This is a genomic window from Pseudomonas silensiensis, from assembly GCF_050434865.1.
Lineage (GTDB): Bacteria > Pseudomonadota > Gammaproteobacteria > Pseudomonadales > Pseudomonadaceae > Aquipseudomonas > Aquipseudomonas fluorescens_W.
Map to the genome: position 1 here is coordinate 81,057 of NZ_JBNDJH010000007.1, position 15,968 is coordinate 97,024.

At 59.1% G+C, this 15,968-nt stretch carries 11 protein-coding genes; 5 read left to right on the top strand and 6 right to left on the bottom strand.

From position 1 onward, the window contains the following. Window positions 1–10: 10 nt before the first annotated feature. The 4 genes from QF010_RS12405 to uvrD all read right to left on the bottom strand — a co-directional run bounded on the left by QF010_RS12405 (window position 11) and on the right by uvrD (window position 4,389). Complete coding sequence (locus QF010_RS12405; protein ID WP_008007803.1) at window positions 11–418, bottom strand: SMI1/KNR4 family protein; 408 nt, start codon at window positions 416–418, stop codon at window positions 11–13. 135 nt (window positions 419–553) lie between these two features. Continuing rightward, entirely contained in the window at window positions 554–1,426 is an 873-nt protein-coding gene (locus QF010_RS12410) for a Tim44 domain-containing protein (protein WP_348131669.1), read from the bottom strand. Window positions 1,427–1,605: 179 nt separating this feature from the next. Continuing rightward, window positions 1,606–2,046 (bottom strand): EamA family transporter, encoded by a 441-nt coding sequence (locus tag QF010_RS12415; protein ID WP_429533210.1) that lies wholly within the window; start codon window positions 2,044–2,046, stop codon window positions 1,606–1,608. A 159-nt stretch (window positions 2,047–2,205) separates the two neighbouring features. Next, complete coding sequence (uvrD, locus tag QF010_RS12420) at window positions 2,206–4,389, bottom strand: DNA helicase II (RefSeq protein ID WP_046053913.1); 2,184 nt, start codon at window positions 4,387–4,389, stop codon at window positions 2,206–2,208. Window positions 4,390–4,647: 258 nt separating this feature from the next. On the opposite strand from uvrD, the gene QF010_RS12425 reads away from it, so the two are divergent. The 3 genes from QF010_RS12425 (at window position 4,648) to QF010_RS12435 (ending at window position 8,963) form a co-directional block, all read left to right on the top strand. After that, a complete protein-coding gene (locus QF010_RS12425; protein WP_429533211.1) occupies window positions 4,648–7,521 on the top strand; it encodes an EAL domain-containing protein in 2,874 nt (957 codons plus the stop codon). Between the two features lie 135 nt (window positions 7,522–7,656). Continuing rightward, entirely contained in the window at window positions 7,657–8,523 is an 867-nt protein-coding gene (hexR, locus tag QF010_RS12430) for a transcriptional regulator HexR (RefSeq protein ID WP_008156648.1), read from the top strand. Between the two features lie 230 nt (window positions 8,524–8,753). Then, a complete protein-coding gene (locus tag QF010_RS12435) occupies window positions 8,754–8,963 on the top strand; it encodes a PA3496 family putative envelope integrity protein (RefSeq protein WP_082459174.1) in 210 nt (69 codons plus the stop codon). Here the strand turns inward: QF010_RS12435 and QF010_RS12440 are convergent. Further along, window positions 8,905–9,867 carry a LysR family transcriptional regulator gene (locus QF010_RS12440; protein ID WP_033059616.1) on the bottom strand — a complete coding sequence of 321 codons (963 nt, stop codon included), beginning with the start codon at window positions 9,865–9,867 and terminating at the stop codon, window positions 8,905–8,907. The genes QF010_RS12435 and QF010_RS12440 overlap by 59 nt on opposite strands. A gap of 190 nt (window positions 9,868–10,057) precedes the next feature. Between QF010_RS12440 and QF010_RS12445 the strand changes: the two genes are divergently transcribed. Both QF010_RS12445 and oadA read left to right on the top strand, forming a co-directional pair. Next, entirely contained in the window at window positions 10,058–11,473 is a 1,416-nt protein-coding gene (locus QF010_RS12445) for an acetyl-CoA carboxylase biotin carboxylase subunit (protein WP_033059614.1), read from the top strand. An 11-nt stretch (window positions 11,474–11,484) separates the two neighbouring features. Further along, on the top strand, window positions 11,485–13,293 hold the full coding sequence (oadA, locus tag QF010_RS12450) for a sodium-extruding oxaloacetate decarboxylase subunit alpha (protein WP_033059612.1): 1,809 nt from the start codon (window positions 11,485–11,487) through the stop codon (window positions 13,291–13,293). 78 nt (window positions 13,294–13,371) lie between these two features. Here oadA and QF010_RS12455 read toward each other — a convergent pair whose 3' ends face one another. Further along, the gene (locus QF010_RS12455) at window positions 13,372–15,831 is read right to left on the bottom strand and encodes an autotransporter outer membrane beta-barrel domain-containing protein (RefSeq protein ID WP_429533212.1); all 2,460 of its coding nucleotides are present in this window, start codon (window positions 15,829–15,831) and stop codon (window positions 13,372–13,374) included. Window positions 15,832–15,968 lie beyond the last annotated feature (137 nt).

A 15,968-nucleotide genomic window follows, 5' to 3' on the forward strand; every position in this document is an offset into this window, starting at 1 on the left:
GTCAGACGTCTCAGCTTTCCAGCCAGACGTCCCGCGCCCAGTGCCACACCGATTCCCAGGTTTCTTCGGCGATCAGCTCTTCTTCGGCCAACCACAGCACCACGGTGCCGTCTTCTTCGACCAGGTAGTAGTTGTCACCGTCCTGGCAGATCGGAATCATGCTGCGATCAACACCCGCGTCCCAGGCGTTGGCGGCAACGTCCGGCAGGTAGGTGTGGGATTGCGGGTCGGTAACGGTTACCGGCTCCAGGCTGCCGTAGACGACGTCGCTGACGGTCAGCAAAAATTCTCTGAAGACAAATGGAATGTCGATGAACAGTTGTTCTTCGATTTCCACGATCTGGTCTTCGTCGGGTAACTCCAAGGGGACCGGTACCGGTTCGTTGGCTTCACGCAGTTGTTCGATGATTTCTTCCACGTCCGGGATCCTCTTGCTTGATGGCGCGGTTTAGTTGGGGCGGTTTATACAGTAGCTCGCTATAGATGCAACTGCGAAATAGAAAACCCCGGACAAGTCCGGGGTTTTATTACAGCATGCTTAACGCGGGAGGGATCAGCCGTTCTGGCGGATACCAGCGACCAGCCAAGGCTGGTTCTCGCCCTGCGGACGTTCCATGTTCCAGCTTTCGCTGAACACTTCGCCCTGGTCGAAACGCGAGGTCTTCGACACACCGGTGAAGGTCAGGGTGGCGATGGTCTTGTCGGCACGATCATCCACGCCGTCCAGTTGAACATTGAGGTTATCAATGTAGGTGGACTGGAAACCGTCGCCCAGATCGGCACGTTCGCGCTTCAGGAACTCCAGCAGTTGCGGGGTCACGAACTCGGCGATCTTGTCCATTTCATTGGCGTCCCAGTGTTGCTGCAGGGACTGGAAGTGGTTGCGGGCCGCTTCAATGAAGTTCTTTTCATTGAACCAGGCCGGAGCGTTGATCACCGGACGAGCTGCAACCGGTGCTGCCGAACCGCCGAAGATCGAACCCATGGCCGCTGGCTTCTGCTCGAACACTTCACGCTGCATCGGTGCGCCCGCTGGAGCCATGTGCTCCTGCTGCTTGCGACGACGAGCGGCGATGAAACGGAAGACCAGGAAGGCGATGACCGCCATGATCAGGATGTCGAAGATCTGCATGCCCTGGAAGCCGCCGCCCATGAACATGGAGGCCAACAGGCCACCGGCAGCGATACCGGCCAGAGGGCCGAGCCAGCGCGAAGCACCGCCGGCCTTGGCGGCAGCGCCAGCGGCACCGGCCGCGCCCGCAGTGGCAGCAGCGCCGCCTGCAGCAGAAGAAGGAGCCATTTGGCTGGTCTGGTGAGTCGGCGCAGCGCCGGAGCTCTTGCCGCCACCAAAGCGCTTGGCGTTGGCGTCGAGGCTCATCGTCAGGCCGATGCACAACGCCATGGCGATGCTAAGAAAACGTTTCATAAAGGGAATTCCCATTTGTGGATGGCACGCGCGCCATGTTGCACAGCTGAAGTGATACTGGCTAGCGGCAGAGTGTTTCGGGCTTTTGCCTGACAGGTTGCGTTCAGCTTCAGTCAGCGCAATAAGGCCTGTTAACTTTGGTCCGTAGGACGAGTGGATTAGTTCTGTAGGAAGGCTGTCTAGCGTCGCAGCGCCAGCATGACCACACCGGCCGTAATCAGGCTGATTCCGCCCCATTGGCGCACGTCGAGTTTTTCGCCCAGCAGGATCACACCGAGCACCGCCACCAGTACCACGCTGAGCTTGTCTACCGGTGCGACCAGTGAGGCCGGCCCCAGTTTCAGTGCGCGGAAGTAGCAGATCCATGAGGCACCGGTGGCAAGTCCCGACAGCAGCAGGAACAGGTAGCTCCTGGCAGAGATCGATCCTAATGACTGATATTGGCCCGTGGCGTACAAAATCAAGGCCAGGCTGGCCAAAACCACCACGGTGCGCAGTAGGGTGGCGAAATCGGAGTTGACGTTTTCTATGCCTATCTTCGCGAAGATGGCGGTCATGGCGGCAAAAGCTGCCGACATCAGGGCCCAGAACGTCCAGGAAGAAAAGAAACCTGAGCCCATGTTGTCGCGCCTTATAAGATCAACCTGTTGAAGTGTGGATCACACACAACCTTGTGGGAGTGAGCCTGCTCGCGATAGCCACACCGCGATTTAACAGATACACCGCGGCGCTTTCATTCGCGAGCAAGCTCGCTCCCACAGAAAAGCTATTAGATAGCCCTAAATCGCTTCCAGCTTTGCGTAACCCAGCATCAACCACTTGCTGCCTTCGCTGAAGTTCACCTGCACCCGAGCCTGAGCCCCGGCACCTTCGAAGTTCAGGATCACGCCGTCGCCGAACACCGAATGCCGTACGGTCTGGCCGAGGCTGAATCCGGTATCCGGGATCTCGCTACCGCCAAACAGGCTGCTGGAGCTCTGCTGCTGGCCACCGCCGAACGGACGGCTGACGCTGTTGGACAGCCGCACTTCCTGGATCAGGCCTTTCGGCACTTCACGTACGAAACGCGACACTTTGTTGTAGGTCTCGCTGCCGTACAGGCGTCGGGTTTCAGCGTAGGTCATCACCAGGTTCTGCATCGCCCGGGTGATACCGACGTAGGCCAAACGGCGCTCCTCTTCAAGACGACCCGGTTCTTCCAGGCTCATCTTGTGCGGGAACAGGCCCTCTTCCATGCCCACCAGGAACACGTAAGGGAATTCCAGGCCCTTGGCGCTGTGCAAGGTCATCAACTGAATGCTGTCTTCGTGCTCGTCGGCCTGAGTATCCCCGGCCTCCAGCGACGCGTGACCGAGGAATGCCGCCAGTGGCGACAGGTCTTCGTCTTCTTCAGCGTTTTCGAAGTTGCGGGCGGCGCTGACCAGTTCCTCAAGGTTTTCTACCCGAGCCTGGCCTTTCTCGCCTTTTTCCGCTTCGTGATAAGCGATCAGCCCGGACTGCTCGATGACGGTCTGGGTCATCAGGTGCAGCGGCATCTCCATGCACTTGGCGGCGAGGTTCTCGATCAGCTCGATAAATGCGCCCAGCGCGCCGGCGGCACGGCCGGTCAGGCCTTTATTAGCCACCAGCAGACGCATGGCTTCCCACATCGACACATCGCTGTGACGGGCATGGTCGCGGATCGCTTCAACGGTTTTCTCACCGATACCACGGGCCGGAACGTTGATCACCCGCTCCAGCGCTGCATCGTTGCCGCGACCTTCCAGCAAGCGCAGGTAGGCCATGGCGTTTTTGATTTCTGCCCGTTCAAAAAAGCGCTGCCCGCCATAGATGCGATACGGAATGCGCTCACGCAGCAGAGCTTCTTCCAAAACGCGCGATTGGGCGTTAGAGCGATACAAAATCGCGATATCGCTGCGGGCCAAGCCGGTTTTCAGCGCGCTTTCGATGGTTTCCACCACGTAGCGTGCTTCATCGTGTTCGTTGAACGCGGCGTACAGATTGATCGCTTCGCCTTCGCCGCCGTCGGTCCACAGCTCTTTACCCATGCGCCCGGTGTTATTGGCGATCAGGGCGTTGGCTGCTTTAAGGATACCGGCGGTGGAGCGGTAGTTTTGCTCCAGACGAATGGTTTCGGCATCCGGGAAATCGTCTGAGTACTGATAAATGTTTTCGATTTTCGCGCCGCGCCAGCCGTAGATCGACTGATCGTCGTCACCGACCACCATCAGGCTGTCGCCGCCCTTGGCCAGCAGACGCAACCAGGCGTACTGCACGGCGTTGGTGTCCTGGAACTCGTCCACCAGAATGTGCCGGAAGCGCTTCTGATAGTGCGCCAGCAGGCCCGGATGATCGCGCCACAGATCGAGGGCGCGCAGTAGCAATTCGGAGAAGTCGATCACGCCAGCGCGCAGGCACGCAGCCTCATAGGCTTCATAAATGCTGCGCATGGTCGCCAGGAACAGGTCACCGCTGGCTTGAATGTGTTGCGGACGCAGACCTTCGTCTTTCTGCCCGTTGATGAACCACTGGGCCTGACGGGCCGGCCAGCGTTGCTCGTCCAGGCCCAGCTCGCGGATCACCCGCTTGACCAGTCGTTGCTGATCGTCGCTGTCGAGAATCTGGAAAGTCTGGCTCAGGCCGGCTTCCTGCCAGTGCGCCCGTAGCAAGCGGTGCGCCAGGCCGTGGAAGGTGCCGACCCACATGCCGGCCGGGTTGATACCCATCAGCTGCTCGATGCGATGACGCATCTCGGCAGCGGCCTTATTGGTGAAGGTCACCGACAGGATGGAGTGGGGCGAGGCGTTTTCGACCTGGATCAACCAGGCGATACGGTGCACCAGCACTCGGGTTTTACCGGAACCAGCACCGGCCAGGACCAACTGACGACCCACGCGGGCAGCTACGGCCTGGCGTTGGGCATCGTTGAGGGAGTTCAGCAGAAGGGAGAGATCATCGCGCATCGGGGCATTCTAGGGTGCGCCGTCACACCGGGCAAACCGAGCTTTGCATTAGCCGATGAAAGAAGCACGGATGACGACCGGTCGGTCACTGGCTGCAGACGTTGGCGGGGCTCGCTCCGAGGCTTTTCAGCGGGTATGGGGGGCTGCAGTTTTTGTCGATTTAATGATCTGGGGCAGTTTGGTCCGGGCATTTGCTTGTGTATGCTCCGTCGACGTTTCGGGCTCATGCTCACCATTATAAGAACAAGAACATTGCCTATGACCCTCAGCACCGACCTGTCGGGCCCCGTCGTGGAGCCCCGGGTTATCCGTAAACAATACGCCATGGAAATGGCGGTCGAACGCACGCGTCTGCTTTATCAGGGCTCATTGCTGCCCACATTATTCATGTTGATCAACGGTCTGGTCTGCGCTGGCTTGCTTTGGAGTCCGCAGCGTTACTTCCTGGTCAGCGTCTGGCTGGTGTGGCTGTTGTCGCTGGTGGCGTTGCGGGTGATTCAAGTCGCGGCCTTCGATTCGGCGATACCCAACCGTCAGGCCCATCCGATCTGGCGCCGCATGTTTTTGCTGGGTTCGGCCATGACCGGCCTGACGCTGGCCGGCGCCGGCATTGCGCTGGTCCCCGCCGATAACTTCATGCAACAAGCCTGGGTGTTCGGCCTGATTGGCGCCGCAGCGCTTTCGGCCAGTGTTGCCTACGCGGTCAGTTTGCCGGCGTTCCTGTCCTTTACCTTGCCCTGTCTGTTGCCGGCCATCGGCTATCTGTTCTGGGGCGGCGATGAGCAAGATCAGGGATGGGGCTGGTTCGGCCTCATATTACTGGGCGCGTTGAGTGTGGTCGCCTGGCAGGTCAATCGGCTCATCGATAGCGGACTGTTGCGGCGCTTCCAGAATCAGGCACTGATCGAACACTTGCAGCAGGCCCAAAGTTGCAGCGATCAACTTAATCAAACGCTGGCCAAGGAAATCGACCAGCGCCGTCGTGCCGAAGACGAATTGCGGCAAATTCAGATCGAGCTGGAAAGCCGTGTTGCCCAGCGCAGCCTGGAGCTGGACGCCGCCAACCAGGCCCTGAGCAAGAGTGAAGCGCGTCTGGCGCTGGCGTTGAAGGCCAGTGAGCTCGGGTTGTGGGACTGGAACCTGCAAACCGACGAAGTCCATCACACCCATCTTCAGGAGCTGTTCGGCCTGGAGCCGGAATTCGTGACGGCGATGCTTCGCCACCTCAAGCCGCGCCTGCACCCCGATGACTTGCCGTCACTCAAGCGTGCGCTGGTCGAGCATTTGAAGGGCCGCAGCGAGGACTACCAGATTGAGTACCGCGTGCGCCATGGCGATGGCCATTGGGTCTGGATCGAGGACCGAGGTCGAGCGGTTGAGCGCGGCGAAAATGGCCGGGTGATCCGCATGGTCGGTACCCGTCGCGACATCAGCGCCAGCAAAGCGCTGGAAGAGCAACGGCAACTGGCTGCGACGGTGTTCGAAGCCGCCAGTGAAGGCATTGTGATTTTCGATCCGAATTACACGTTGATCGCGGTCAATCAGGCCTTTAGCCAAGTCACCGGCTATGACATAGAAGACATGATTGGATGCAACGTGGTCGATTTGCCGTGCAGCCGCGATGCCCGCCGGCACTACGTGGCGATTCGTCAGGCGCTGGAGCAGCACGGCAGTTGGCAGGGCGAGCTGGTAGAAACCCGCAAGAATGGCGAGTTGTATCCGCAATGGTTGCAACTGAACGCTGTGCGCGATACTCGGGGAAATGTAAGCCATATCGTGGGCTTCTTCGCCGATCTATCGGCTCGGCGCGAATCTGAAGAGCGCCTGCGTTACCTGACGCATTACGACGAATTGACCGGCCTGGCTAACCGTTCGCTGTTCCGCGAACGGCTAAGCGAGGCTCATCTGCGGGTGCGTCAGGGCGGCTACCGCAGTCTGGCGTTGCTGCACATCAATCTGGATCGCTTCAAGCTGCTCAACGACAGTCTTGGCCATGAAATCGCCGACCAGCTCTTGCAGAAGATGGCTCGGCGGCTGGTCAATGCGTTGCCTGAAGCAGACACCATCGCTCGCTTATCCGGCGATGAGTTTGCCGTGTTGTTCAATGCCTACGGCAACCTGTCGAGCCTGGCGCGAGTGGCGACCCGACTGTCGACCAAGCTGCGCTTGCCGATCACGGTCGAGGGCCATGAACTGGTGGTTAGCGCGTCCATGGGCATCAGTATGTTGCCGGACAACGCGCGAGAAATTTCCGCGCTGGTCCATCAGTCAAATATGGCCATGCAGCACGCCAAGCACTTGGGCGGAAATAACTTCCAGTTTTACACCGACAGCCTGCAAGCCAGCACGCTGGAGCGCTTGCAGCTGGAAAATCAGCTGCGAAAAGCTATCGAAGAGAAGCAACTGAAAGTGTTTTACCAACCGAAGCTGTGCCTCGCCACGGGTCGGTTGAATGCCGCCGAGGCGCTGGTGCGCTGGGATCACCCGACCATGGGCCGTGTGCCGCCAGGGGACTTCATCGGCCTGGCCGAGGAAACCGGGTTGATCGGCCCGATCGGCGAGTTCGTGTTGCGTCAGGCCTGCTGGCAAGCCTGTGAGTGGCAGCGTCAGGGGCTTGAACCGATACGGGTGTCGGTCAATCTGTCGGTGCATCAATTGCGTCAGGGCAAACTGGTCAGCCTGGTGCGTCAGGTGCTGGAAGAAACCGGCCTGGCGCCGCACTACCTCGAGCTGGAACTCACCGAAAGTCAGTTGCTGGACAGCGTCGAGCACATCATCGCGACCTTCCAGCAATTGCGAGATCTGGGCGTGAAACTGGCAATTGACGATTTCGGCACAGGTTATTCGTCCCTGAGCTACCTCAAGCGCATCCCTGTGGATTACGTGAAGATCGACCAGGCGTTTATCCGCGGGCTGGGGGAGGGCAGCGAGGATGCGGCGATCACCCGGGCAATTATTGCCATGGCGCACGGCTTGTCGCTCAAAGTGGTGGCTGAGGGTGTGGAGCGGGCAGAGCAGTTGGCGTTTTTGAAAGCCGAGCACTGCGATGAGGTGCAGGGCTATTTGATCAGCCGTCCGGTCGAGGCTGATGGCCTGGCGGCGCTGCTGCGTGCGGACGCAAAACCCTTATAGGGGCTACATGGAGCGCATGTGGCGTGAAATGGGGACATCGAGTTACGCATTGAGCAGGCAAAAAGCCGATTCATGTAGTATAACTACAAGCGTGCTACATCCCCGGCACCTGCCAATAACAAAGAGTCCAGCCCTTTGAATCTGCTGCAACACATCGCCCAGTCTCGCCACCTCTTACGCAAGTCGGAGCTCAAGGTCGCCGACCACGTGCTGCTTGATCCTGCGGCGGTGATGCACAGCTCCATGGCCGACCTGGCCCACAACGTGGGCATCAGCGAACCGACCATCGTGCGCTTCTGCCGCGCCATCGGTTGCTCCGGTTTCCAGGACTTGAAGCTGAAGCTGGCACAGAGCCTGGCTGCTGGCGCGAGCTTCGGACAGTTTGCGATTCATGAAGACGACTCGGTCGCTGACTACAGCCTGAAAATCTTCGACACCACCCTGCACACCCTGATGGAGGTTCGCGAGAAGCTTGATCCGGTGGAGTTGCAGCGAGCTGTGTCGCTCATGTCTCAGGCTCAGCGGGTCGAGTTCTATGGTTTTGGTGCTTCGGGCGCAGTGGCGGCCGATGCCCAGCACAAGTTCTTCCGTTTGTTGCTGACAGCGGCGGCGTATTCCGACCCGCACATGCAGGCGATGTCCGCGGTCACGTTGAAACCGACCGATGTGGCGATCTGTATTTCCCAGTCCGGCCGTTCCAAGGATTTGTTGATCACCGCCAATCTGGTGCGCGAGAGCGGCGCTTCGCTGATTACCTTGTGCCCGAGCCAGACGCCGTTGGCTGAACTGTCGACCGTCAACCTGGCGATCGATGTGCACGAAGACACCGAAATATATACGCCGCTGACCTCGCGCATCGCCCACCTGGTGGTGATCGACGTGTTGGCGATGGGCGTGGCCATGGCGCGCGGGCCGAGCCTGGTCAATCACCTCAAGAGCGTCAAGCGCAGCCTGCGCAGCTTGCGGTTGTCGCCTAAATCGGTAAAAGCGCTGGACGACTGATTCTGGCTGGAACTGTGGCGAGGGAGCTTGTCGGATCGCCGCACCGTCCCGCTCGGCTGCGCAGCAGTCGCAAAATCTTAGGGCCGCTTCGCGACCCAGCGGGAGCAAGCTCCCTCGCCACAGGTTCGCGGTCAGCCGGTGGGTTTCATCGTTCTGTAACCCGCCCGCCGCCAAACCGTCATCCCTCGCGCCTATCTTGAAACTCCCGTAATCGCCTTGGGAGACTCGAAATGGCCCAGCCCTACGAAGAACGCAACAGCGCCGTCAGAACCCGTCGTCAGCAGGAAGACCAGCGCCGCATGGAATTTCGCCGCGCTATCGAAGATCGCTGCGAGCGCCGCCAGCTTCTGGCCGAGATCGGTGATTTCCCTGAGCTGGAGCTCAACTACTGGCAGGCGGCACCGGCAACTTCGCGTCGAAGCGCTCAACCAGCGCGCTGATTTGCACCCGCTCACTGCGAATAAACGCAAGGAACGCGTGCGCCACCGGTGACAGCCGTTTCGCCTTGGCTTGCACCAGGCACCAGCTGCGGTACAGCGGCAGCTCTTCGACCGGCAGCTCGATCAATCCGCCGGTCGCCAACTCAAGGTTTAGGGCGTGACGCGTCAACAGCGCCACGCCCAGACCCGCCAGCACACATTCGCGCTGTGCTTCGGCTGACGAGACTTCCTGGGTCTGGTTGAAGTGCACGCGCTTCTCTTTGAAATATTCTTCGCAAGCCAGCCGCGTCCCGGAGCCGGATTCGCGCATCAGCAGTGTGTAGGGTTCAAGATCCTGCAAACGCAGCGGGCCCATGTGGCACAGCGGATGATCCGGTGGCGCCACGGCAACGATCGGGTTGTTGAGGAATGGCAAGAACTCCAGCCCCATGTCCTGCGGCACCATGGACATGATCACCAGGTCGTCGCGGTTGTCCGACAGTCGTCGAATGACCTGTCCACGATTGACCACCGTCAGTTGCAGGTTCACTTCAGGATGCTGGCGCTTGAACGCGGCAAACAGGTGCGGCACGAAATACTTGGCGCTGGATTCCACTGCCAGTTTCAGCTGTCCTTGCAGCGATCCCTGCATGTCCGAGAGCTGCATGTCGAGGTTTTCCAGGCGTCCGAAAATGTCCCGGCTGGCGCGTTGAAGGGCTTCGGCTGCCTCGGTCATGTAGAGTTTTTTGCCGACGTAATCGAACAAAGGCTGACCAATCAGCTCTTCAAGTTGACGAATCTGTAGGCTCACGGCAGGTTGTGTGAGAGACATTTCATCGGCTGCGCGGCTGTAGGAGCGCAAATCACAGACTTCATTGAAGATCTGTAATTGACGTAATGTCATACGCATCAAGGACTTACGCATTTTATAGGCGCTCTCACCGCAGGCTGATGCAGCAACTATAAGTCTTTACTTATGACTGACCCAATAATTAATCATTTTTGTTAATCCCTTGTGGGGGCTAGTGTGGGGCTGCGACTGAATCGAAACATTTGGTCACGCGCCGACCTGGTCTAGCAGGTCGTGGGTACCACCGGCTCAAGGGAACCTCCAAGTGATAAAAAAGATCCTGATCGCCAACCGTGGTGAGATTGCCGTACGAATCGTACGTGCCTGCGCCGAGATGGGCATTCGCTCGGTCGCGATCTATTCCGACGCCGACCGCCATGCGCTGCATGTGAAGCGTGCGGACGAGGCCCACAGCATCGGTGCCGAGCCACTGGCCGGTTACCTGAATGCTCGCAAGCTGGTGAATCTGGCGGTAGAAACCGGTTGCGATGCGCTGCACCCCGGTTACGGCTTCCTCTCGGAAAACGCCGAGCTGGCAGACATCTGCGCTGAACGCGGCATCAAATTCATCGGTCCATCGGCTGAAGTGATTCGCCGCATGGGCGACAAGACCGAAGCCCGTCGCAGCATGATCAAGGCTGGCGTACCCGTCACCCCGGGAACCGAAGGCAACGTCGCGGATATCGAGGAAGCCTTGGTCGAAGGCGACCGTATCGGTTATCCGGTGATGCTCAAGGCGACTTCCGGTGGTGGTGGCCGTGGTATCCGTCGCTGCGACAGCCGGGAAGAACTTGAACAAGCATTCCCTCGTGTCATTTCCGAAGCCACCAAGGCCTTCGGTTCCGCGGAAGTGTTCCTGGAAAAATGCATCGTCAATCCAAAACACATCGAAGCGCAGATCCTCGGCGACAGCTTCGGAAACGTGGTGCACCTGTTCGAGCGTGACTGCTCGATCCAGCGTCGCAACCAGAAGCTCATCGAGATCGCCCCGAGCCCGCAACTGACCCCTGAACAGCGCGCCTACATCGGCGACCTGTCGGTGCGCGCAGCCAAAGCCGTGGGTTACGAGAACGCTGGCACCGTGGAGTTCCTGCTCGCCGAAGGCGAGGTGTACTTCATGGAGATGAACACCCGGGTGCAGGTGGAACACACCATCACCGAAGAAATCACTGGCATCGACATCGTTCGCGAGCAGATTCGCATCGCTTCCGGTCTGCCGCTTTCGGTGAAACAGGAAGACATCCAGCACCGCGGTTTCGCGCTGCAATTCCGGATCAACGCCGAAGACCCGAAAAACAACTTCCTGCCGAGCTTCGGCAAGATCACCCGGTACTACGCCCCCGGCGGCCCCGGCGTGCGCACCGACACGGCGATCTACACCGGTTACACCATTCCGCCGTTCTACGACTCCATGTGCTTGAAACTGGTGGTCTGGGCGCTGACCTGGGAAGAGGCGATGGACCGTGGCTTGCGCGCCCTCGACGACATGCGTCTGCAAGGGGTCAAGACCACCGCCGCGTACTACCAGGAAATCCTGCGTAACCCGGAATTCCGTAGCGGCCAGTTCAACACCAGCTTCGTTGAAAGCCACCCTGAACTGACCAACTACTCGATCAAGCGCAAACCCGAAGAGCTGGCCCTGGCCATCGCCGCCGCCATCGCCGCCCACGCAGGCCTGTGAGGAATAGAACAATGAGCAAACAAATCTACGTTACCGACACAATCCTGCGCGACGCCCACCAATCGCTGCTCGCGACCCGCATGCGCACCGAAGACATGCTGCCGATCTGCGACAAGCTCGACAAAGTCGGCTACTGGTCGCTGGAAGTCTGGGGCGGCGCGACCTTCGACGCCTGCGTACGCTTCCTCAAGGAAGACCCGTGGGAGCGTCTGCGCCAACTGCGTGCGGCGCTGCCTAACACTCGCCTGCAAATGCTTCTGCGCGGCCAGAACCTGCTGGGCTACCGCCACTACAGCGACGACGTGGTCAAAGCCTTCGTCGCCAAGGCCGCGGTCAACGGCATCGACGTGTTCCGCATCTTCGATGCGATGAACGACGTGCGTAACCTGCGTGTCGCCATCGAAGCGGTGAAAGCCGCCGGCAAACATGCCCAGGGCACCATCGCCTACACCACCAGCCCGGTGCACACCATCGAGGCGTTCGTGGCGCAAGCCAAGCAGATGGAAGCCATGGGTTGCGACTCGGTGGCGATCAAGGACATGGCTGGCCTGCTGACTCCGTACGCTACCGGCGAATTGGTCAAGGCATTGAAATCCGAGCAATCGCTGCCCGTGTTCATTCACTCGCACGACACCGCTGGTCTGGCCGCGATGTGCCAACTCAAGGCCATTGAAAACGGTGCCGACCACATTGATACCGCGATCTCCAGCTTCGCCTGGGGCACCAGCCACCCGGGCACCGAGTCGATGGTTGCCGCCCTTAAAGGCAGCGAGTTCGACACCGGCCTGAACCTGGAACTGCTGCAAGAGATCGGTCTGTACTTCTACGCCGTGCGCAAAAAGTACCACCAGTTCGAAAGCGAGTTCACCGCCGTCGACACCCGCGTTCAAGTCAACCAGGTACCGGGCGGGATGATTTCCAACCTGGCCAACCAGTTGAAAGAGCAGGGCGCCCTGAACCGCATGAGCGAAGTGCTGGCCGAAATCCCGCGCGTTCGTGAAGACCTCGGCTTCCCGCCGCTGGTGACCCCGACCTCGCAGATCGTCGGTACCCAGGCGTTCTTCAACGTGCTGGCCGGTGAGCGCTACAAGACCATCACCAACGAAGTGAAGCTTTACCTGCAAGGCGGCTATGGCAAGGCGCCTGGCACCGTGAACGAAAAACTGCGTCGCCAGGCGATCGGCAGCGAAGAAGTGATCGACGTGCGTCCGGCCGACCTGCTCAAGCCGGAGATGACCAAACTGCGTGCCGAAATCGGCACCGTGGCCAAGTCTGAAGAAGACGTGCTGACCTACGCCATGTTCCCGGACATCGGTCGCAAGTTCCTCGAAGAACGCGCTGCCGGCACCCTGACTCCAGAAGTGCTGCTGCCGATTCCTGAAGCAGGCGGTGTGACCTCGGCCGGTGGCGAAGGTGTGCCGACCGAGTTCGTCATCGACGTCCACGGCGAAACCTACCGCGTCGACATCACCGGTGTCGGCGTCAAGGCTGAAGGCAAGCGTCACTTCTACCTGTCCATCGACGGCATGCCGGAAGAAGTGGTGTTCGAACCGCTCAACGAATTCGTCAGCGGCGGCAGCAGCAAGCGCAAGCAAGCCACTGCACCGGGCCACGTCAGCACCACCATGCCGGGCAACATCGTCGACGTGCTGGTCAAGGAAGGCGACACAGTGAAGGCCGGCCAGGCCGTGCTGATCACCGAAGCGATGAAGATGGAAACCGAAGTCCAATCGGCCATCGCCGGCAAAGTCACCGCCATCCACGTGGCCAAGGGCGACCGGGTGAACCCGGGCGAAATCCTGATCGAGATCGAAGGCTGAGTTAACAGCCTCGATAGACCGCTTTAAACCTCGGGGGGGCATGTGCTCCCCTTTTTTTTCGCCTCGGGTTTGTGGCTGTTAGAAACTCATTCGCCACTGACCCGTCACGCCGTGGTTGCGGCTGTCGGTGCCGATCTCGCCAGTGAGGCCGACGCCCAGGGTGTGTTTTGCTGACAATCCAAGGTCCAGCCCTGCGTCGACCAGCAGACTGTCACGATCCAGCTCCGCCCCGGAAACGGTGAAGTTTTTTCCGCCCGTAACCAATCGTTGGCGGGTATCGCTGTAGACGTCCCCGTACGTGTGTTTCCAGCCGGCACTGAACCGTGGCGTCAGTTGCATGCCGTTATCCAGCGTGTTGAGCTTCGCCAGCCGCAGGCCGAATGTGCTGTTCAAATTGTTCTGCGTTTGACCCTGTACCTTCAGCGCCGCTGCGCCACCTTTTTCCGTGTAGGTGTCGCGCTGATAGCGCTGGTAGCCCAGGCTGGCAAACGGTTCGATGCTGACGTTCGCCTGCCCCAGGTTGTAACCCAATTCCGCAAAGGCCTGCTGGGTGTTGGCATCGTAACGGCCTTCAGGACGGTCGCTGAAACCTTTGAAGGCAACCCGGCGTTTAGTGCTGCCATCGTGACTGCTGTAGGTCGCACCCAGGCGCAGGGACATTGGTCCGTTTTGACGTAGGGCATAAGCTCCCAAATGCCAGCTGTCGAGATCGCCGTCGAGTCCGCGGCTGTCCAGGCGCGTTTCGGATTTGCCGCTCATCACCCCGATGCGCCATTCCTCATCGATGCCCCAATCGGCTCCCAGTACCAGACCGTGGGTTGTGTGTTTCAGACTGTCATAGTCGCGATCCAGCGTCCCGCCGTGACCCAATGCTTGAAGCCAGACTCGGCCATTGTCTTCGCTGCCGGCGGCCAGGCGTGGTGCATTGCGCCGGGTGGATTTGCTGTAGCTACTGGCGCTGTCCAGCTGACGCATGGCCGAGAGCATGGTCGCGCTGATTGGGCTGTCACTGTTCAGGGTCGCCTTTGCAAGGTTGGCGTTGTTGCCGCCAGCCAGTTGTTCGATGGCAACAGATGCCGTTTGTTTGTCAGCTCTGAGCAGGGCCGCGACAGCAGCATTTGTGGGGCTGGATGCCTTTGGCACTGTGGCGACGGAATTGGTAGCAGGGGGTGAAGTTGCGGCTATGACGGGCTGATCGGCGGTGGATGAAGTTGCGGCTATGACGGGCAGGTCGGCGGTGGATGAAGTTGCGGCTATGACGGGCAGGTCGGTGGTGGGTGAAGTTGCGGCTATGACGAGCAGGTCGGTGGTGGGTGAAGTTGCGGCTATGACGGGCAGGTCGGTGGTGGGTGAAGTTGCGGCTGTGACGGACAGGTCTGTGGTAGGTGGCGTTGCGGCTATCGATGGTTTTTCAGCGGTAGTTGTTGGTGCGGAGACCGGAACGGATGTGTCGGCACTTGCAGGTGGATTCGGGGCTTCAGCGACGGAGGGTGCTTGAGGTATGTCCGTTGGCTCTTCAATGCTTTGGGCGACTTCCTTCCCGTTATCCGTAGTTGCGACACTCTCGATCGACACATCGTTACGGACGAGGAACAGGTTGACTCTCTTTTCTTCGTAGTCGAGCTTGGGCGTTAAAAAGGCAAGGTTGTTGATGACTTTTCCAAATTCCCCTTCGACTTTTTTGGCAGCAAGGATGTTTTTTTCGCTGATCAGCGGGTAGTCACCCGGTGCTGCAACGATGTTCAGTGTGGCGCCACCAAGGCTGGCGGTGCCGCCGACTAATATCGTTTCACTTTTGCGGTCGGCATTGACCTCGTAGGTTAGCTCGGCAGTTTTGGAGAGATTTAAGTCACCGTTAACTTTAGGTGCGCCATGCAAGCCGTCGACAGAAAGCTTTCCGCTTACCTTCAGGGAGCCGATTAAACCGTTGCCCGCCAAAGCGCCTTTTTCATGGATAACGACATTGCCTTCGATAGTTCCTGGGTTGTTCAGGAAACCTCCTGATTGCACGGTTGCGTCGCCGCCAATCTTTCCGTTGTTGACAAACGTTCCTTGGCTCAACGCTCCACCCTTTATATGCCCATTATTTATTAGCGTTGCTTTTGACCGTATCAAGACACCGGTATTGAAATCACCGGAACCATTCATGGTCCAGGTGCTTCGTTTGAGCTCCAGACCTTCAAAACGACGACTATCGCCTAACGTGCCACCGCTCGCGGTATCGAGTTGCAGGAAGTTGACACCGTCACCACCGTCAATGAATCCGGCCAGGGCTCCGCGGCCGGACACAACGACCAGGTCATTTCCATTTCCGAATGTCCGATCTACACCATCCACTGCTCTGTTGATGGGAGTCTTTAAGGTGTCGGGATCATTTATAAATGCGTCCAGCGCCGCTATGAGCTGCTCCGGTGTTGCACCTGAAGGAATGGTGGCATCGATGGATACTTGCTGGGCAAGCGAAATTTCAGTGCAACCCAACGCCAGTGCAATGGCCAGCGCCAGGTGTTTTGGTCGGTATTTGTGTTGAACGGGCATCGAATTCGGCCTCTGTTGATAAGAGGCCAAACTCTAAGAGAGAGGCTATAGGTACCGATGTCAGCTGCTTCCCGCAGGCTTGCGGGGGTTGTCAGAAGGTTGTGTAGAAAATTGCCAGCCTCCTGAGGAAGGTTGTT

What these genes read in the sequence shown, in the direction of transcription:
- QF010_RS12455 (WP_429533212.1), bottom strand. Translation starts at nt 15,831, where the DNA reads ATGCCCGTTCAACACAAATACCGACCAAAACACCTGGCGCTGGCCATT.
- QF010_RS12435 (WP_082459174.1), top strand. Translation starts at nt 8,754, where the DNA reads ATGGCCCAGCCCTACGAAGAACGCAACAGCGCCGTCAGAACCCGTCGT.
- uvrD (WP_046053913.1), bottom strand. Translation starts at nt 4,389, where the DNA reads ATGCGCGATGATCTCTCCCTTCTGCTGAACTCCCTCAACGATGCCCAA.
- QF010_RS12410 (WP_348131669.1), bottom strand. Translation starts at nt 1,426, where the DNA reads ATGAAACGTTTTCTTAGCATCGCCATGGCGTTGTGCATCGGCCTGACG.
- QF010_RS12425 (WP_429533211.1), top strand. Translation starts at nt 4,648, where the DNA reads ATGACCCTCAGCACCGACCTGTCGGGCCCCGTCGTGGAGCCCCGGGTT.
- oadA (WP_033059612.1), top strand. Translation starts at nt 11,485, where the DNA reads ATGAGCAAACAAATCTACGTTACCGACACAATCCTGCGCGACGCCCAC.
- QF010_RS12415 (WP_429533210.1), bottom strand. Translation starts at nt 2,046, where the DNA reads ATGGGCTCAGGTTTCTTTTCTTCCTGGACGTTCTGGGCCCTGATGTCG.
- QF010_RS12440 (WP_033059616.1), bottom strand. Translation starts at nt 9,867, where the DNA reads ATGCGTAAGTCCTTGATGCGTATGACATTACGTCAATTACAGATCTTC.